This window comes from uncultured Sphingomonas sp., assembly GCF_913062585.1.
Lineage (GTDB): Bacteria > Pseudomonadota > Alphaproteobacteria > Sphingomonadales > Sphingomonadaceae > Sphingomonas.
The window spans coordinates 34902-52854 of the sequence record NZ_CAJXWX010000029.1 but is presented as its reverse complement, the minus strand read 5'-3'; the positions used below and the strand labels follow the sequence as shown (position 1 = coordinate 52854).

At 67.0% G+C, this 17953-nt stretch carries 21 protein-coding genes and 3 tRNA genes; 8 read left to right on the top strand and 16 right to left on the bottom strand.

All coding sequences use genetic code 11. From position 1 onward, the window contains the following. Window positions 1-2: 2 nt before the first annotated feature. From QZ546_RS15925 to QZ546_RS15915, 3 genes are all read right to left on the bottom strand, one after another. A tRNA-Ala gene (locus QZ546_RS15925) sits at window positions 3-78 on the bottom strand. 75 nt (window positions 79-153) lie between these two features. Further along, window positions 154-229, bottom strand: a tRNA-Ala gene (locus QZ546_RS15920). Window positions 230-315: 86 nt separating this feature from the next. Continuing rightward, on the bottom strand, window positions 316-639 hold the full coding sequence (locus QZ546_RS15915; protein WP_175310700.1) for a TIGR02300 family protein: 324 nt from the start codon (window positions 637-639) through the stop codon (window positions 316-318). A gap of 95 nt (window positions 640-734) precedes the next feature. On the opposite strand from QZ546_RS15915, the gene aroA reads away from it, so the two are divergent. From aroA to QZ546_RS15880, 7 genes are all read left to right on the top strand, one after another. Further along, the gene (aroA, locus tag QZ546_RS15910; protein ID WP_294239692.1) at window positions 735-2066 is read left to right on the top strand and encodes a 3-phosphoshikimate 1-carboxyvinyltransferase; all 1332 of its coding nucleotides are present in this window, start codon (window positions 735-737) and stop codon (window positions 2064-2066) included. Continuing rightward, a complete protein-coding gene (gene cmk / locus QZ546_RS15905; protein WP_294239689.1) occupies window positions 2063-2695 on the top strand; it encodes a (d)CMP kinase in 633 nt (210 codons plus the stop codon). The genes aroA and cmk overlap by 4 nt, the downstream gene beginning before the upstream one ends. A 384-nt stretch (window positions 2696-3079) precedes the next feature. Continuing rightward, entirely contained in the window at window positions 3080-4789 is a 1710-nt protein-coding gene (gene rpsA, locus QZ546_RS15900; protein ID WP_056439406.1) for a 30S ribosomal protein S1, read from the top strand. Between the two features lie 148 nt (window positions 4790-4937). Further along, window positions 4938-5225 (top strand): integration host factor subunit beta, encoded by a 288-nt coding sequence (locus QZ546_RS15895; RefSeq protein ID WP_294239686.1) that lies wholly within the window; start codon window positions 4938-4940, stop codon window positions 5223-5225. A 137-nt stretch (window positions 5226-5362) separates the two neighbouring features. Beyond that, window positions 5363-5446: transfer RNA gene (locus tag QZ546_RS15890), tRNA-Leu, on the top strand. Further along, complete coding sequence (locus QZ546_RS15885; protein ID WP_294239684.1) at window positions 5446-6882, top strand: ABC transporter substrate-binding protein; 1437 nt, start codon at window positions 5446-5448, stop codon at window positions 6880-6882. Before QZ546_RS15890 ends, QZ546_RS15885 begins: the two co-directional genes overlap by 1 nt. A 23-nt stretch (window positions 6883-6905) precedes the next feature. Beyond that, window positions 6906-7307: a DUF4112 domain-containing protein gene (locus QZ546_RS15880; protein ID WP_294239709.1), complete on the top strand. Its 402-nt coding sequence runs from the start codon at window positions 6906-6908 to the stop codon at window positions 7305-7307. A gap of 6 nt (window positions 7308-7313) precedes the next feature. Here the strand turns inward: QZ546_RS15880 and QZ546_RS15875 are convergent, their stop codons facing one another. The 11 genes from QZ546_RS15875 to QZ546_RS15825 all read right to left on the bottom strand — a co-directional run bounded on the left by QZ546_RS15875 (window position 7314) and on the right by QZ546_RS15825 (window position 15184). Continuing rightward, window positions 7314-8021: a ribonuclease T gene (locus QZ546_RS15875; protein ID WP_294239682.1), complete on the bottom strand. Its 708-nt coding sequence runs from the start codon at window positions 8019-8021 to the stop codon at window positions 7314-7316. Further along, window positions 8021-8413, bottom strand: coding sequence for a hypothetical protein (locus tag QZ546_RS15870; protein WP_294239680.1), 393 nt, complete (start codon window positions 8411-8413; stop codon window positions 8021-8023). The genes QZ546_RS15875 and QZ546_RS15870 overlap by 1 nt, the downstream gene beginning before the upstream one ends. 28 nt (window positions 8414-8441) lie before the next feature. After that, complete coding sequence (gene nadC / locus QZ546_RS15865; RefSeq protein WP_294239677.1) at window positions 8442-9278, bottom strand: carboxylating nicotinate-nucleotide diphosphorylase; 837 nt, start codon at window positions 9276-9278, stop codon at window positions 8442-8444. A gap of 8 nt (window positions 9279-9286) precedes the next feature. Further along, entirely contained in the window at window positions 9287-10273 is a 987-nt protein-coding gene (gene nadA, locus QZ546_RS15860) for a quinolinate synthase NadA (protein ID WP_294239674.1), read from the bottom strand. Window positions 10274-10318: 45 nt separating this feature from the next. After that, window positions 10319-11050 (bottom strand): DUF4230 domain-containing protein, encoded by a 732-nt coding sequence (locus tag QZ546_RS15855; protein ID WP_294239671.1) that lies wholly within the window; start codon window positions 11048-11050, stop codon window positions 10319-10321. Beyond that, entirely contained in the window at window positions 11032-11892 is an 861-nt protein-coding gene (locus tag QZ546_RS15850) for an MBL fold metallo-hydrolase (protein WP_294239668.1), read from the bottom strand. Before QZ546_RS15850 ends, QZ546_RS15855 begins: the two co-directional genes overlap by 19 nt. Window positions 11893-11984: 92 nt before the next feature. Next, entirely contained in the window at window positions 11985-13664 is a 1680-nt protein-coding gene (locus QZ546_RS15845) for a M56 family metallopeptidase (RefSeq protein WP_294239666.1), read from the bottom strand. Then, window positions 13661-14029 carry a BlaI/MecI/CopY family transcriptional regulator gene (locus QZ546_RS15840; protein ID WP_294239663.1) on the bottom strand — a complete coding sequence of 123 codons (369 nt, stop codon included), beginning with the start codon at window positions 14027-14029 and terminating at the stop codon, window positions 13661-13663. Before QZ546_RS15840 ends, QZ546_RS15845 begins: the two co-directional genes overlap by 4 nt. 247 nt (window positions 14030-14276) lie before the next feature. Beyond that, window positions 14277-14600: a Grx4 family monothiol glutaredoxin gene (grxD, locus tag QZ546_RS15835; RefSeq protein ID WP_294239661.1), complete on the bottom strand. Its 324-nt coding sequence runs from the start codon at window positions 14598-14600 to the stop codon at window positions 14277-14279. A 24-nt stretch (window positions 14601-14624) separates the two neighbouring features. Beyond that, window positions 14625-14858: a BolA/IbaG family iron-sulfur metabolism protein gene (locus QZ546_RS15830; RefSeq protein WP_294239658.1), complete on the bottom strand. Its 234-nt coding sequence runs from the start codon at window positions 14856-14858 to the stop codon at window positions 14625-14627. Between the two features lie 2 nt (window positions 14859-14860). Continuing rightward, window positions 14861-15184 carry a DUF1476 domain-containing protein gene (locus QZ546_RS15825; protein ID WP_294239655.1) on the bottom strand — a complete coding sequence of 108 codons (324 nt, stop codon included), beginning with the start codon at window positions 15182-15184 and terminating at the stop codon, window positions 14861-14863. 218 nt (window positions 15185-15402) lie between these two features. Between QZ546_RS15825 and QZ546_RS15820 the strand changes: the two genes are divergently transcribed. Next, a complete protein-coding gene (locus QZ546_RS15820; RefSeq protein WP_294239651.1) occupies window positions 15403-15549 on the top strand; it encodes a hypothetical protein in 147 nt (48 codons plus the stop codon). Window positions 15550-15579: 30 nt separating this feature from the next. On the opposite strand, the gene leuD is transcribed toward QZ546_RS15820, so the two are convergent. Both leuD and leuC read right to left on the bottom strand, forming a co-directional pair. Continuing rightward, the gene (gene leuD / locus QZ546_RS15815; protein ID WP_294239649.1) at window positions 15580-16191 is read right to left on the bottom strand and encodes a 3-isopropylmalate dehydratase small subunit; all 612 of its coding nucleotides are present in this window, start codon (window positions 16189-16191) and stop codon (window positions 15580-15582) included. A gap of 169 nt (window positions 16192-16360) precedes the next feature. Then, window positions 16361-17818 carry a 3-isopropylmalate dehydratase large subunit gene (gene leuC, locus QZ546_RS15810; RefSeq protein WP_294239646.1) on the bottom strand — a complete coding sequence of 486 codons (1458 nt, stop codon included), beginning with the start codon at window positions 17816-17818 and terminating at the stop codon, window positions 16361-16363. Window positions 17819-17953 lie beyond the last annotated feature (135 nt).

The window sequence follows — 17953 nt, the reverse complement described above, 5'->3', positions numbered from 1 at the left end:
AATGGTGGAGCCGAGGGGGATCGAACCCCTGACCTTCGCAATGCCATTGCGACGCTCTCCCAGCTGAGCTACGGCCCCAATATTACGGCAAATATCCGGCGGGATGCGGATATGCCCGTCAGCGGATCAGATCGCGCTGCTATTCCGGCGGAATGGTGGAGCCGAGGGGGATCGAACCCCTGACCTTCGCAATGCCATTGCGACGCTCTCCCAGCTGAGCTACGGCCCCGTTCCGCTGTGGAGGCAGCCCACTAGCGGGGCCGCCGGGGCTCGGCAAGCACTTTTTTCAAGCACCCCCCGAGCCCTTCGGACAACTTAGTGTTCGTCGTCCTCGCTGGACGTTTCCACGCCCAGATCGTCGTCGCCGCCCAGATCGACTTCATCGTCGGGCGAGGGCTCTTCATCCTCACCGGTGATGTCCAGATCCTCGTCGTCGCCGCCCGCCAGATCGCTGTCGGCTTCCTTGTTCTCGGGCTTGGCCTGCTCGAACGGCAGGGGCTGCTTCGACTTCAGGATGGGCTCGGGCTCCCACTGCGTCCCGCAATTGATGCAGGTGACGGGGTCGTCCTTTTCGAGGTCGTAGAAACGCGTCGCGCATTTCGGGCACGTACGCTTCGTGCCCCATTCCGGCTTGATCATGCCGTTCATACCTTTCGGATTGGGTTTTCCGCCGGAGCGAAAAGTGGGCGCGCCTTGCCACAGCGCAAGGCCCCTGTCAAAAGCCCGCGCCATCTATGGCGCACACTCTTCCCCAGCCTCGCACCGTGCGAGCCGCCGCCGCCCTTCGCGGCACCATCGCCGTTCCGGGCGACAAATCGATCAGCCACCGCTCGCTGATGCTCTCCGCGCTGGCGGTCGGCGAAAGCCGCGTCCAGGGCCTGCTGGAGGGCGAGGACGTGCTCGCCACCGCGGCCGCGATGCGCGCGATGGGCGCGGACATCGTCCGGCAGGATGATGGCGAGTGGGTGATCCACGGCGTCGGCGTCGGCGGGCTGCTCCAGCCCGAAACGGCGCTCGACATGGGCAATTCGGGCACCTCGACGCGCCTGCTGATGGGCCTGGTCGCCAGCCATGCGATCACCGCGACCTTCATCGGCGACGCCTCCCTGTCCAAGCGCCCGATGGGCCGCGTGATCGAGCCGCTGTCGCAGATGGGCGCGCAGTTCCAGGATACGCCGGGCGGCCGCCTGCCCCTGATGGTCAGCGGGATCAGCCCCGCCGTGCCGATCCGCTACACCCTGCCCGTCGCCTCGGCGCAGGTGAAATCGGCGATCCTGCTGGCGGGCCTGAACACGCCGGGCGAGACCACGGTGATCGAGCCGATCGCGACCCGCGATCATAGCGAGCGGATGCTGGCGGGCTTCGGCGCAGAGTTGAGCGTCACCCCCTCCCCCGAGGGCCGGATCATCACGATTCGCGGACAAGCCGAACTGAAGCCGCAGAATATCGTCGTGCCGGGCGACCCGTCCTCGGCGGCCTTCTGGCTGGTCGCGGGGTCGATCGTGCCGGGTGCGGATGTGACGATCACCAATGTCGGCATGAACCCGACCCGCACCGGCATCATCGCCGCGCTCAAGATGATGGGTGCCGACATCACCGAGCTCGATTCGCGTATCGTCGGCGGCGAGCCGGTGGCCGACCTGCGCGTCCGCCACGCCCCCCTGTCCGCGATCGAGGTCCCGCCCGAGCTGACGCCGAGCATGATCGACGAATATCCCGTGCTGTTCGTGGCCGCCGCCTTCGCGACCGGCACGACCATCGCGCGTGGCGCAGAGGAGCTGCGCGTCAAGGAATCGGACCGCATCACCGCCATGGCCAATGCCCTCGGCGCGTGCGGCGTCGCCTGCGAGGAATTTGAGGACGGCATGGCCGTGACCGGCACCGGCGGCGATCCGATCCCCGGCGGCGCCACGATCGCGACCCTGCTCGACCACCGGATCGCGATGAGCATGACCATCGCGGCGCTCAACGCCCGCGAGCCCGTAACGCTGGACGATGCAGCCCCCGTCGCGACAAGCTATCCCATCTTCTTCGACACGCTGGAGAAGCTCGGGGCGCTGGCATGATCATCGCGGTCGACGGCCCCGCCGCCAGCGGCAAGGGCACCATCGCCCGCGCCTTGGCAAAGCATTACGGGCTGCCGCATCTCGATACCGGGCTGCTCTACCGCGCCGTCGCCGCGACGGTGCGGCAGATGCATCTGGATCCCACGCGCGAGGCCGATGCGGTCGCGGCGTGCAGCTTCGACGACAGCCTGCTCGCCGATCCGGGCTTGCGCGATGACGAGACGGGCAAGCTCGCCTCGGTCGTCTCCGCGCATCCGCTGGTCCGCGCGGCGCTGCTCCAGCGGCAGAAGCGCTTCGCCAACCAGCCGGGCGGCGCGATCCTCGATGGGCGCGACATCGGCACGGTGATCGCCCCCGACGCCGATGCCAAGCTGTTCGTGAAGGCCAGCCCCCAGGTCCGCGCCCGGCGGCGACATAACGAGTTGGTCAGGAACGGCGCGACCGTGACCTTCGAGCAGGTGCTGGCCGACATCCGCGCCCGTGACGAACGCGACAGCGGCCGGGCGACCGCCCCCCTCACCCAGGCGGCGGACGCGGCGGCGCTGGATACGTCCAGCCTGACGATCGACGCGGCGGTGGCCCGCGCGATCCAGTTTGTCGACGCCCAGGTGGCGGCGAAAAGGCACTAACAAATCCTCCCCGGCACGGGGAGGTGGCAGGCCGTCAGGCCTGACGGAGGGGGGCTTCCTCAAAGGATGTCCTATGGGGCACGCCCCCTCCACCACCGCTTCACGGCGGTCCCTCTCCCCGTATCGGCGAGGACAGCCCTCACCTTGCACAAAACCCCATTTTCCGCTAAGGCGCCCCCGCTCGCGGACCCTGTTCCGCGGAGAGGCTGACGCGGGGCGTTGCCCCAGCGTCCTTTCCGCATTTGTCGCGGACCGCCGCTTTTCCGTGTTTCAGTTACATCTACGGGCCTGGTGGCGTCGACATGGGGTCGGCGCGGCCATCGTCGAAGGCCTCGGGACCCGCCCGGACCGGAGGCGAAAAACTCTCAGGAACCTAACCCTTTTATGGCAACCAACCCCCAGCCCACGCGCGACGATTTCGCGGCGATGCTCGATGACATGTTCGGCGGTGCCGACAGCTTCGAGGGTCGCGTCGTGCATGGCACCGTCACCGCGATCGAAAACGACATGGCCGTCATCGACGTCGGTCTGAAGTCGGAAGGCCGTGTGCCCCTCCGCGAATTCGCTGCCCCCGGCCAGAAGGCCGACCTGAAGGTCGGTGACGAGGTCGAGGTCTATGTCGACCGCGTCGAGAACATGCACGGCGAAGCGATGCTCAGCCGCGACCGCGCGCGCCGCGAGGCCGCCTGGGACAAGCTGGAGCTCGAATTCTCGAAGTCGGCCCGCGTCGAAGGCGTGATCTTCGGCCGCGTGAAGGGTGGCTTCACCGTCGACCTGAACGGCGCCGTGGCGTTCCTGCCCGGCTCGCAGGTCGATATCCGCCCCGTCCGCGACGTCACCCCGCTGATGGACATCCCGCAGCCGTTCCAGATCCTGAAGATGGACCGCAAGCGCGGCAACATCGTCGTGTCGCGTCGCGCGGTCCTGGAAGAGACCCGCGCCGAGCAGCGTTCGGGCCTGATCCAGAGCCTGGCCGAAGGTCAGATCATCGACGGCGTCGTCAAGAACATCACCGATTACGGTGCGTTCGTTGACCTGGGCGGCATCGATGGCCTGCTGCACGTCACCGACCTGTCGTACAAGCGCGTCAATCATCCGTCGGAGATGATCGCGATCGGCGACACCGTGAAGGTGCAGATCATCCGCATCAACAAGGACACGCAGCGCATCTCGCTCGGCATGAAGCAGCTCGAGAGCGATCCGTGGGATGGCGCCGGCGCCAAATACCCGGTCGGCGCGAAGCTGTCGGGCCGCGTCACGAACATCACCGAGTACGGTGCGTTCGTCGAGCTGGAGCCGGGCATCGAAGGCCTGGTCCACGTGTCGGAAATGTCCTGGACCAAGAAGAACGTCCACCCAGGCAAGATCGTGTCGACCTCGCAGGAAGTCGATGTGGTCGTCCTCGAGGTCGATCAGGAAAAGCGTCGCATCTCGCTCGGCCTCAAGCAGGCTCAGGCCAATCCGTGGGAGGCGTTCGCCGCCGCTCATCCGATCGGCTCGACCGTCGAGGGCGAAGTCAAGAACGCGACCGAGTTCGGCCTGTTCATCGGCCTGGACAACGATGTCGACGGCATGGTCCACATGTCGGACATCGCCTGGGGCGTGTCGGGTGAGGATGCCCTCAACCTGCACCGCAAGGGCGAAGTCGTTCAGGCCGTTGTTCTGGACATCGACCCCGAGAAGGAGCGCATCTCGCTCGGCATGAAGCAGCTCGAGCGCGGCGGCCCCGTCGCCGGCGGCGTGGCTGCGGCTGGCGATCGCCTGAACAAGAACCAGGTCGTCACCGTGACCGTCCTCGAAGTCCGCGACGCGGGCCTCGAAGTCCAGGCGGGCGACGATGGTGCGACCGGCTTCATCAAGCGTACCGATCTGGGTCGCGACCGTGACGAGCAGCGCCCCGAGCGCTTCCAGGTCGGCCAGAAGTTCGACGCGATGGTCACCGGCTTCGATCGTTCGAAGAAGCCGACCTTCTCGGTCAAGGCGATGCAGATCGCCGAAGAGAAGCAGGCGGTGGCGCAGTATGGTTCGTCCGACTCGGGCGCATCGCTGGGCGACATTCTGGGCGAAGCGCTGAAGGCGCGCACCCAGAAGTAAGTCTCTGGACCGGGGCACGTTTTTTCCAAAAGCGTGTCCCGGTTTCGGTCAAAAGTGACGCACGCGTGACTTTTTCGTATAATAAAAACACTTTCAGCTGCAAGAAACACAGGTTAGGAACGACCCGTCTATAGGGTGGGGCTAGACGATGATCCGTTCCGAGTTGGTGCAAAAAATCGGTCAACATAACCCGGGACTTAACCCGCGCGAAGTTGAGTTGATCGTCACCATTTTTTTCGATGAAATCACCAAGCGCCTGGCCGGGGACGGTCGGGTGGAATTGCGGGGCTTCGGCGCCTTTTCGACGCGCGCGCGCGGTGCACGTACCGGGCGCAATCCCCGGACCGGTGAAACCGTCGATGTCTGCGCCAAGCGCGTTCCCTATTTCAAACCCGGCAAGGAAATGCGCGCGCGGCTGAACGTCGAAGAAGGCTGATCGCCTTCGCCCCGGGAGATGGGCGGCGTCGATGCTGGCCAGGGCGCGTTGGACGGGGTGTCAACAGACCGCCGGAGCGCGTAATCGGCGCTCCTCCCTTGACCTTCGCGGCAACCTCGTCTCTTCCTGTGCTGTGCGCGGACGTGGCGAAACCGGTAGACGCTGCCGACTTAAAATCGGCTTCCTATGGAGTGCGGGTTCGAGTCCCGCCGTCCGCACCATGGCGCTGGGTCTGGTGTCGCTGGCCGTGGCCGGATGCGACCGTCATGCCGACACGGGCCCCGTCATCGTCAGCGCGATCCGAGCGGCCACCGGCGCCGCGGCTCCGTCCAGGCCGGGGTCTACCGAGGGCGACATGCCCCACCGGGTGCTGCGCGACTCATTGGCGCAGGGGCTGGTCCGGTTCGACGCCAATGGTCAGATCGAACCGGGGCTGGCCGAACGCTGGATCGTGATCGACGGTGGCGGCAGTTATATCTTCCGGCTGCGTGATGCGAAGTGGAATGACGGAACGCCCGTCACCGCCGAACAGGTCGTCCCGATCCTGCGCCGCTTGGTGTCTCCCCGTTCAGGCAACCCGCTAACGCCCTTCCTGACCGCGATCGACGAAATCGTCGTGATGACGCCGCAGGTCATCGAGGTGCGGCTGTCGCGCCCGCGCCCCGACCTGCTGAAGCTGTTCGCGCAGCCCGAAATGGCGATCATCGACCGAGCCCGTCACGGCACCGGGCCATTCCGCATCGTCCGCGCCGGACCGCCGCCCCTGCTCCGTCCCATTCCCGATCCGCGCCGGGCCGAGCCGGACGATGCCGCCACGCCTGCGCCGGAGGACGATGTCCGCCTGATCGCCGAGAGCCCGGCGCGCGCCATCCTGCGTTTCGCCCGGGGCAATTCCGACCTGGTGTTGGGTGGCCGTTTCGAGACATGGCCGCTGATCGACATGGCGCGGGTCAACGGCACCGCGATCCGGGTCGATCCGGCCGCCGGGTTGTTCGGGCTGGCCATCGCCAATCGCGAGGGCTTCCTGGCCGATCCCGCAAATCGCCAGGCCTTGTCGGCCGCCTTCGACCGGGCGACGATCCTGAGTGCCATCGCGCCGAACTGGGAAGCCGCCGACCGACTGCTGCCCGATGCGCTTGATTCGGACGCGCCGCCGCAAATTGCTGGCTGGGCGCTGCTCAATCTGAACGAGCGGCGCGCGAGCGCGCGGGCGCGCGTCGTGGCGGCGGGCCAGCCGATCCGGTTGCGCATCGCTTTGCCACAAGGACCGGGTGCGAACCTGCTTTATGGCCAGATTGGCGCGACGCTGCGTGCCATCGGGATCACCCCTGAACGCGTGGCCCTCGATGCGCCCGCCGATCTTCGTCTGGTCGATGCGGTCGCCCCCTTCGACAGTGCGCGCTGGTATCTGGCGACCGCCTGCGCGCCCTGCGGCCCGGAGGCACAGGCCGCGATCGAGCAGGCCCGGCTCGCCCCCACGCTGGCGGCGCGGAGCGCGGCGATCGCGGCGGCGGATGCGGCGCTCAACGCCGACGCGCCCTTCATTCCGCTGGCCCGGCCGCTACGCTGGTCGCTGGTCACCGGCCGCCTGCGGCAATATCAGCCCAATGTCCGCGCCTGGCATCCATTGAACCGATTGCGCGCCGACACCAATTGAGGCCCATGGCCAAGACGACCAGCATGGACCCGACCAGCTTCGACGCACTCCCGCTGGACAAGGGCATCACCGCCAGCCGCCAGCGGATCGAGGCGATGGAACGGCTGCTGGAGCGTGTCGTCGTGCTGCCCGGCATCAACCGCCCGATCGGGCTGGACGTGGTGCTGGGGCTCGTCCCCGTGGTCGGCGATATCGCCGCCGCCGCGCTGGGCAGCTATATCATTTGGGAAGCGCGCAATCTGGGCCTGTCGAAATTCCAGATGCTGCGCATGATGGGCAATGTCGGCTTCGATGCGGTGCTGGGCTTTGTGCCCCTGGTCGGCGACGCGGCGGACATATTGTTCCGGTCGAACACGCGCAACCTGCGCATCATCCGCAAGCACCTCGACAAGCATCACCCCTCCGGCGTCACGCTGGAGGGGTAAGCCGGATCAGCGGCCGCCGCGCCAGATCTGGAGCGGCGCGTTCGGGGCCAGACCGCCCTGGTGCACCGGGCAGCGGGTGGGGCGGAACGCCTTGTTCAGGCAGATCCAGATTTCATCCAGCCAGCCTTCGCGGGTCGCCGTGACGCGCATCATGTCGGCGCTCATGCCCCGGTTCGCACTCGCGAAAGCCGTGGCCAGATCGCCCGCCGTCAATCCCTCCCGCCGGGACAGCGCCATCATGTCGGGGAAGCGCAGACCATAATAAAGCGCGTTCGACTGCTGGAAGTAACGCGACGGGCTATAGCCCGGCATACAGGTGCCATGCTTGGCCCATTCATGCTGCAACAGCTGGGCCGAGGGGGTGGCGCAGATGTGACGGCGCACGACCGCCTGCGGCAGAATCTTGGTCGGCGCACAATATTGCGGCCATTCCTTACCTTCGCCATCGGGCCACAGGCCATGCAGCGTGAAGCCGAAACGATTGCCCGATCCGCACTGGAAGCTGCTGTCGCCCTTGGCATTGCGGCAATATTGCGGGCTCCAGCTGATGGCCAGCGTATAGCTGCCGATCGGCAGCACGCGGGTCGGCTGGCTCTGGCTGGGCAGTTCGGGGCGAATGCGCTGCGTCTCCGTTGGTGCCGAGCATTGCAGCGTCTGCGCCGACGCCCATTGCGGCGCGGCCAGCAGGGCCAGCCCGATCACAGCATGTTTCATCACTCGCTCACCTCCGCCATCGCACGATACCAGGCGCGTGCATTGGGCCGCGCCAGCAGGACAACCGCCACCAGCGAGGCCGCTGCCTGCACGGCGGTCAGTACGCCGAACACCCCGTGCGCCAGCGCACCTTCCGACACCTGATAGAGAAAGCCCAGTAGGTTCAGGACCGTCAGGACGATCAGGAAGACCAGGCCGCCCCGGCTGGCCAGTCGCGTCGTCAGCAGGGTCGCCAGCGCGAACAGCCCGATCAGCAGGCCATTGGCAATGACCGCGATCGCGACGCCCGCCTGCGCCACCGTATCGGACCAGCCAAGCGCCGCCAGGACGACCAGCAACAGGATGGCGAGGAACGACAGCCGCTCGCCCAGGATCACCGATTTCGGTCGCACGACCTTTCCCCCTTCTGAACGCGGAGGCTCAGGCCGCCGCGAAATCCAGCCCGATATCGGCCGCAGGCGCGGACTGGGTCAAGCGGCCGACGCTGACATAGGTCACGCCCGTCTCGGCCAGCGCCCGGATCGTGTCCAGCCGGACACCGCCCGACGCCTCGGTCGGCACCCGGCCCGCGACAAGCGAAACGCCCTCGGCGAGCTTGGCCGGGCCCATATTGTCGAGCAGCAGATGCGTCGCGCCCGCCGCCAGGGCCGGCTCGATCTGGTCCAGTTCGTCGACCTCGACGATGATCCGCACGATGCCCGCCGCCTTGGCCGCCGCGACCGCCGGGCCGATGCCGCCCGCGACCGCGACGTGATTGTCCTTGATCATCGCCGCATCCCACAGGCCCATGCGGTGGTTCTGCGCACCGCCCATGCGGGTGGCGTATTTCTCCAGCAGGCGCAGGCCCGGAATGGTCTTGCGCGTGTCGAGCAGGGTCGCCCCCGTCCCTGCCATCGCCGCGACATAGGCCGCCGTCATGGTGGCGATGCCCGACAGATGCTGAACGGTGTTGAGCGCGGACCGCTCGGCGGTCAGCATCGCGCGCGCCTTTCCCGACAGGCGGAGCAGCGCGGTCCCGGCGGGAACGCTTGCACCGTCCTCGACCAGCCGCTCGATTGCCACCTCGGGGTCGAGGCGGCGGAAGAACGCCTCGGCGATGGGCAGCCCGGCGACGGTGATCGCATCGCGGCTGGCCATGGTGCCGACGAACCGCGCCTCGGCCGGGATCACCGCCGCCGAGGTGATGTCGCCGTCCGGCCCCATATCCTCGGCCAAGGTCGCGGTCACGAAACCGTCGAGGTCGAAGCCTGCGATCACGCCTTCCGTCACGGGCGCGGGCCCAGATCGCCCTTGCCGACCATCCCGCTGGCGAGCGTCAGCATCGCGTCCAGGCTCTTCTTGGCCTGAAGCCGCAAGCCCTCTTCGATCTCGACGCGCGGGGTCAGGTCGCGCAGCGCGAGGTACAGCTTCTCCATGGTGTTCAGCGCCATATAGGGGCAGATATTGCAGTTGCAGTTGCCGTCCGCACCCGGCGCGCCAATGAAGGTCTTGCCCGGCATCGCCTTTTGCATCTGGTGGATGATGTGCGGCTCGGTCGCAACGATCAGCGTGTCGCCGGTTATCCCCTGCGCGAATTCCAGGATGCCGCGCGTCGAGCCGACATAATCGGCATGATCCAGGATGACGGCGGGGCATTCGGGATGCGCGGCGATCGGCGCGTCGGGATGCTGGGCGCGCAGCTTCAGCAGTTCGGTCTCACTGAACGCCTCGTGCACGATGCACACGCCGGGCCAGAGCAGCATGTCGCGCCCCGTCTTGCGCGCCAGATAGCCGCCCAGATTGCGGTCGGGACCGAAGATGATCTTCTGCGCAGGGTCGATCTGCGCCAGGATCTGCTCGGCCGAGGACGAGGTCACGATGATGTCGGACAGTGCCTTCACCTCGGTCGAACAGTTGATATAGGTCAGCGCGATGTGGTCCGGGTGCTGGGCGCGGAACTCGGCGAACTGGTCGGGGGGACAGCTATCCTCCAGGCTGCACCCGGCGGCCATGTCGGGCAGCACGACGATCTTGTCGGGCGACAGGATCTTGGCCGTCTCCGCCATGAAGCGCACGCCGCAAAAGGCGATGACGTCCGCATCGGTCGCCTGCGCCTTTCGACTGAGGTCCAGGCTGTCGCCGACGAAATCGGCCAGGTCCTGAATCTCGGGCTTCTGATAATAATGGGCGAGGATGACGGCATTCCGTTCCTTGCGGAGCCGGTCGATCTCGGCGCGCAGGTCGAGCCCGGTCAGATTCGTCTGGATGGTCATGGCACTTCCCCTAGGCGCACGGGCGTGCGCCGACAATCGGTGACGTTAGCGGGCGTTGCCCAGAACCTCTTCGACCGTGCGCGTCGTGTCCCAGCGTTCGTCGTTGGACGGCTCGTCGGAGAAACGCACCTTGACGCTCGCATCCACGCCCGCCGCCCGCAGCGGCATGGCAAAGCTGCGCTCGACCGCGCGCCGGGTCGCGTCGCGCGCCAGCTTCATCGGTGCGGGCGCACGGGCCTGGCGCATCAGTTCGACCTGGCCCGCCGTGCGGTTGGCGGCATCCAGCCGCTGCTCGGCGTCGGTGAAGGTCGTCAACACACCGCCCGAGCCATATTCGCGGATCGCCGCCAGATCGACCTGCGGCCCGTCGACCTCGACCGGCGGCAGCGTGACCGACAGGGTCCGGCTGCCGGCGTCCCAGCGGACGTCCTGCTGGCGCAGCTTGCCCAGATCGACCTCGTACCGGACCATGCCCGGCATGATGAGCGTCCGCTCCGCCGAGAAGCCGAGCTGCGACTGGCGCGAGGTGACGACCGCGACATAGCGTGCGGCGAAGGCCGACAGGCGGTTCTGCTCGCGAAGCCCGTCCAGGCTGGCGCGCGCGATCGTCGTCGGGTCGGGGGTCAGGCGTTCGGCGACATAGCGCTCGATCCCCCAGATCACGATCAGACCGGCCAGGATCACCAGGATCAGCGCCCCGGCCACCTTGGTCAGGAACAGGCCGACCCCGCCGCGCTGCGGCGTCGCGGGGGGCGGGTTCACGTCGCGCTCGTCCATGATGCTCCCTCTTCGCGGACCAGACCGCGCGTCCGCAGGTCGTAAAGATGCGCCAGCACCGATCGTTCCGCTGCCGGAAGCAATTTGGGGTTCAGGCCGACATACATGCGCGCGGTCATCGCAGGGACGGTCCATTCGTCCCCACCCGCCAGCAATCGCAATATCTGCCCCTCACGCTGCTTGCGATGGCCCAGCATACCGCGCACCAGCCGCTGCGGATTGTCGACCGCCTCGCCATGCCCGGGATAATAGACCCGGTCGTCGCGCTCCATCAGCTTTTCCAGGCTCGCCATATAGGCGCTCATGTCGCCATCGGGTGGCGAGACGATGCTGGTCGACCAGCCCATCACATGATCGCCCGAAAACAACGCCCTGGTTTCGGGCAAGGCAAAGGCGAGGTGATTGGAGGTATGGCCCGGTGTCGCGATGGCGGTGAGGCGCCAGCCGTCGCCGCATACCCCCTCTCCTTCGGCCAGCACCCGGTCAGGGGCATAGTCCCGGTCGAAGGCGGCATCGGACTGGTCCCCTTCGTAATCGGGTGCGAAGGGCGCGGCGCCGACGATCGGCGCGCCGGTGGCGCGTGCGAGCGGTCGGCTGGCCGGGCTGTGATCACGGTGATGATGGGTAATCAGGATCGCGACCATCGGCCGCCCCGCAATCGCCTTCGCCAGCGCCGCGAGATGGGCGGGATCGTCGGGGCCGGGGTCGATCACCGCGACGTCGCGATCACCGACGATATGGGTCTGCGTCCCCGTATAGGTGAAGGGTGACGGATTGGGGGCGAGCACGCGGGTGACCAGCGGCTCAAGCAGGATCGGAATGCCGGTCGGGTGCTCAGCCATTCCCCACCATGTGGGCAAGGTCCGGGCAAGAGGCAACCCCTGTACCCGATGATCGGGCGCAGGGGTCGAGTTTGGGGTAAAGTCGTCGAGGGTCAGTCGTCCGCCCGGTTCGCCATTTCGGACTTCAACTGGGCCGTCGCCTCGTTCAAGCCGTTCAGGGCTTCGCGGCGGGCCTCCTCGGAGAGGTTGCGGTCGCGCGCGATCGAGGAACGCGCATTTTCGATGCTGGCCAGCGCGATCCGCATGTTCACCTGGGCGGTACGCTGAGCGCTCAAGGCGGTAGCGGAGGCCTGACGGGCCCTTTGTTCGATCCGGTCGGTGCAGATGACCGTTACCTGCTGCCGGGTCGTGCCGTTGACCGTCGTATAGCTGGTGCGCGTATCGCTGCCGCCGGTCCCGCAGGCCTGCGAGCGGACCATGGGAATGGGGGGCATCGCATAGGCGCGGCCATTGTCGCCAATCCGGATCGTCTTGCCGTCGCGGGTGGTGATGACGCGGCTCCGATAGGTGCCCGGCACCTTGGGCATGTCCGACATGTCCGCCGTCATCGGTGCCATGGGCGGCATCGGTGCCATGGGCGGCATCGGTGCCATGGGCGCCATGGCGGGCATCGGGGCCATGGGCTTCATCGGGGGCATCGGAGCCATGGGCACCATGGATGCGGTCGCGACGTCCCGCGCCTTTCGACGCACGGAGGCAACAGGTACGGGCGAGGCCATGGTCGTAGGCTCGGTCGCGTTGTCGGGCTCCATGGCCGCCACCTCGTCGATCTGCGTGTCCAGATCCGTGCTGGTCAGGTCGACGCCGATCGTCCGCTCGACCTTCTTGGTCAGCGCCGCCGCCGCCGGCGTGCCGGACGCGGTCAGGCCCAGGCCACTCAGCACCAGCAAGGATACGGTGGTGCCTCCCATGGCAAGCTGACGGCGCGATTTCGGAGAAGTGGTCAACATCTTCAGCCTCCCTTTCAGATCGTCGATGGTGTGCAGGTGACAGGCGCCCGACAAAGCGCGGCCGTGCGCGGCCTTGACGATGGCGCAGGCATAAACATGCCGGTCGGCCCGGCTGCGCCCCTTCAACACGCGGGCGTCATTGGCCAGTTCCTGGTCGGCGCGGAAGGCGTGGAAGGCCCGCCACGCCACGGGGTTGAACCAGTGGAGCGCCAGCACAGCGAGCGCGATCCAGTTGGCGATCAGGTCGCCGCGGGCATGGTGGCCCAGCTCATGCGCCAGCGCCAGATCGCGCTCGTCCGCGTCATAGCGTTCGGCGAAATCGCGCGGAAAGGCGACATAGCGGTGCCAGACCCCGAAGGCGAGCGGCCCCGGCGCGCCGTCACTGGCGACCACCTGCACGCCCTGCACCGCCTCCAGCGGCTCGGCACTGGCCAGCAGGCGGGCCCGGAACCGCCAGTGGCGGAACAACTGGAAGCCCAGAAATCCGGCCGCGCCGACGATCCACAGCAGCGCAACCCCCTGCCCGACCGTCGGCCACAGGCTGGGTTGCGTCAGCGTCGTCGGCAGCTGGGCGGCGACCGGCATGACGATATAGGTCGAAAACCCCTCGCTCGCCGCCGCCAGGGGCGGGGTCGCCTGTTCGGACACCCCTTGCGGCAGGCGGGGCAGCACCAGGCGGAGCAGCGGCAGCGCCCAGAGCGCATAGGCGATTTGCGGCCCGAAGGCTTCGCGGACCGGCCGGCGTGCCACCAGCACCAGCGCCATGAGCAGGGTCGAGGCGATCATCGCCTCGACCGCCCAGCCGAGTTGCGCGCCGCTCACGCCTTCAGCTCCTTGAGCAGCGCCTCGATCTCGGAAATATCTTGCGCGGTCAGTTCGTCGCGCTCGGCCAGATGCGCCACCAGCGGCGTCAGGCGGCCGCCGAACAGCCGATCGATCAGGCGGCGGGACTCGCCAACCACATAATCGTCGCGGGCGACAAGCGGCCGATAGAGATAGCGCCGCCCCTGTTCCTCATGGGCGATGGCTTCCTTGGCCAGCAACCGGCCGAGCAGCGTCTTGACGGTGTTGGTGCTCCAGCCGCGGTCGGGATCGACCCGCTCCGCGACGTCCTGGGCGGTCAGGGGCGCTTCCTCCCACAGGACCTCCATCACCGCATGTTCGGCATCGCTGATACGCTCGGCCATCGACTCGCCCTTTCATTGACTACAAGCGTAATCCTATTGCGATTACAGGCGTAGTCAATAGGGCGTATCTATTCCTCCCCTGCAAGGGGAGGGGGACCATCCGAAGGATGGTGGAGGGGTATTCCCGCTGATGGTGATACCCCTCCGTCAGTCCTGCGGACTGCCACCTCCCCTTGCAGGGGAGGAATAAAAAAAGGGGCCGGATCGAAATCCGGCCCCTTCTTATTTCACATGCGAAGGTTGGCGCTCACGCGGTCTTCACATCCTGGACCAGCTCGGCCAGTTCGCCGCTCTCGTACATCTCCATCATGATGTCCGAACCGCCGACGAACTCGCCCTTCACGTAGAGCTGCGGGATGGTCGGCCAGTCCGAATAGGCCTTGATCCCGTGGCGGATGCCCTGATCCTGGAGCACGTCGACGCTCTCGAACGGTACGTCCAAATGGTTCAGGATCGCCACAGCACGGCTGGAAAAGCCGCATTGCGGGAAGAGCGGCGTGCCCTTCATGAACAGCAGGACGGCATTGTCCTTCACCAGCGCGTCGATCCGCGCGTTCGTATCGTCGGTCATATCAATCGTCCTTGAGGCAAAGGGTCAGGCGGGAACGGCGGTCGTCAATTGCAGGGCATGGAGTTCGCCCCCCATGCGCCCGCCTAGCGCGGCATAGACGGCGCGGGTACGTGCGACCCGGCTCATGCCCGCAAAGCTGGCGGCGGTCACATGCGCGGCATAATGATCGCCGTCCCCGGCCAGATCGGTGATCTGGACATCGGCATCGGGAATGGCGGCGCGGATCATCGCGGCGATATCGTCGGCGGCCATCGGCATGGTCAGCGGCTCTCCATCAACTGGCGGCGTGCCTCGACCTGCTGCTCGTCGAGCGCGCGGCGGACCTCGGCCTCGCCCACGTCGATCCCGGCGGCGGTCAGGTCGCCCAGCAGCTTGCGGATGACGTCCTCGTCCCCCGCTTCCTCGAAATCGGCCTGCACGACCGCCTTGGCATAGGCATCGGTTTCCGCCGGGGTCAGCTTCATGCGCTCGGCCGCCCATTGCGCGACCAGCCGGTTGCGCCGGGCCGTGATACGGAACACCATATCCTGGTCGGCCACGAACTTGGCCTCCAGCCCCTGCCTGCGATCGTCAAAACTCGTCATCGGTCCGCCATCCCCCAGCCCCGCAGGGCAAGTCTCGGCCCCGCCGGGGCCTCTTCATGCGATCGAAATAGGCATGGGATGCCGATGGTGCAACCGACAGTCCGGTTCCCCGAAGAAACCGGGAACAGAATGCCGCTCTCGCTCGTAATGGAATTGCCACGCAATCCGCACGGATGGCCATGTCAACGAGCCCATTCCGGTGGAGACTGGAGAGTAGGATGCACAGCTTTCAGCACGCTTATCATGCGACGCGGATCAACGTCGCCCCTCGTCCAAGGGGGCCGATCGTTGGCATCGTCAATGGCGTGATCGGTTCGATCGCGCTGTGGGCGATCATCGCGGGCCTGGTCGCCGTCGTTTCGTAAGAACCGACGACGGCCGCACCACGCCGCGGATCAAGCGTCGGCGGTCGCCAGACGTGCGCGCCCTTCGATCCAGGGACGGCCCTGCATCATCTGGGTCTCGAACCGCCCGATCGCCTCGTCGCGCGCAAGGGTCAGTCCGACCTCGTCGAGCCCCTTCATCAGGCATTCGCGACGGAACGGGTCCATCTCGAACGGAAAACGGTCCTGGAACGGCGTCGTCACGCTCATGGTTTCCAGATCGACCGTGACGGGATGATCCTTCGCCACCTCCAGCAAGCGATCGACGGCCTCTTTCGGCAGCACGACCGCGACGATGCCGTTCTTGAAGGCATTGCCCGAGAAGATGTCCGAAAAGCTCGGCGCGATGACCGCCTGGATGCCCATATCGGCCAGCGCCCAGGCGGCATGTTCGCGGCTCGAGCCGCAACCGAAATTGTCGCCCGCGATCAGGATCGGCGCGCCGGCATAGGCCGGATCGTCGAAGATATTGCCCGGCTGAGCGCGCACCGTCTCGAACGCGCCGCGGCCAAGCCCGGCGCGGGTGATCGTCTTCAGCCAATGCGCCGGGATGATCACATCCGTGTCGATATTCTTGGCACCCCAGGGATAGGCGGTGCCGGAGACGGTCGTAACCGGGTTCATGCGATGATCCTGTAATTCAGTCGTCCGCGTCAGCGGGTCTGCGCGGGGCGCTCTTCGGCCGTGGCGGGGCGCGAGGCGACTCCGGCGGCATAGGCCGCCGCGCCGCACAACACCGCGCCGGTGACGAGCATGACCAATATGTGCTTCATGATGCCTTCCCCTGCCGTCCCTATGCTACGCCTTCACGATCGAAATCGTGGACGTTCAACTCTCTAACATCGAAAAGGCGCCCCGTCACGGCGGCGGCCGCCGCCATGGCCGGGGACAGCAGATGGGTGCGCGCGCCCGGTCCCTGACGGCCCACGAAATTGCGATTCGAGGTCGAGGCGCAGCGCTCCCCGGCGGGCACCTTGTCCGGGTTCATCGCCAGGCACATCGAACAGCCCGGCTCGCGCCACTCGAAACCCGCCTCAACGAAGACACGGTCCAGCCCCTCGGCCTCGGCCTGGCGCTTGACCAGTCCGGAGCCCGGTACGACCAGCGCGCGGACGCCGTCCGCCACGCGGCGATCGCGCGCCACGGCGGCGGCGGCGCGAAGGTCCTCGATGCGGCTGTTGGTGCAGCTGCCGATGAAGACATGCTGGATGGCGACGTCCTGCATCGCGGTGCCGGGCTCCAGCCCCATATAATCCAGCGACTTGCGCGCCGCCGCCCGCTTGGACGGATCGGCAAAGCTGTCGGGATCGGGCACGACGCCGGTGATCGACACCACATCCTCGGGGCTGGTGCCCCAGGTCAGGTTGGGTGCGATGTCGGCGGCGTCGAGCGTGACCACCTTGTCATAGGCCGCACCCGGATCGCTGGGCAGCGTCCGCCACCAGGCGACCGCCCGGTCCCATTCCTCGCCCTTGGGCGCCATCGGGCGGCCCTTCAGATAAGCGAAGGTCGTCTCGTCCGGCGCGATCAGACCGGCGCGCGCGCCGCCCTCGATCGACATGTTGGCAATGGTCAGGCGGCCTTCGACCGACAGGTTGCGGATCACGCTGCCGGTAAACTCGATGACATGACCGGTGCCGCCCGCCGCGCCGATCTTGCCGATGATCGCCAGCACCACGTCCTTGGCCGACACGCCATACCCCAGCGTACCGTCGACGCGCACTTCCATCGTCTTGGACGGCGAAAGCAGCAGCGTCTGGGTCGCCAGCACATGCTCGACCTCCGACGTGCCGATGCCGAAGGCCAGCGCCCCCAGCGCGCCATGCGCCGAGGTATGGCTGTCGCCGCAGACGAGCGTCGTGCCCGGCAGGGTGAAGCCCTGTTCCGGCCCCACGACATGGACGATGCCCTGCGCCGCCGCGGTCGCGTCGATATAGTCTACGCCAAACTCGGCTGTGTTGCGGCGAAGCGCGTCGAGCTGCTGCGCGCTTTCCGGGTCGGCGATCGGCAGCAGATTGCCGTTCGCGTCCTTGCGCGGCGTGGTCGGCAGGTTGTGATCGGGGACGGCGAGCGTCAGCTCGGGCCGCCGCACCTTGCGCCCGGCCACGCGTAGCCCTTCGAACGCCTGCGGGCTCGTCACCTCGTGGACGAGGTGGCGGTCGATATAGATGAGGCAGGTGCCATCGGGCCGCCGTTCGACAACGTGCGCGGCCCAGATCTTCTCGTACAGAGTCTGGGGTCTTTGGGCCATGATGCGGGGGCTGTTATCCGAAAAGGGTCGCGAGGCAAAGGCTCTGCGCAATGTTATTTCGCTTCGAGCGTAAATTCCCTTGGCCTTCGACTTCGCTCAGGCTGAACGGCGCGAGGGGAATACCCTCCACAACCT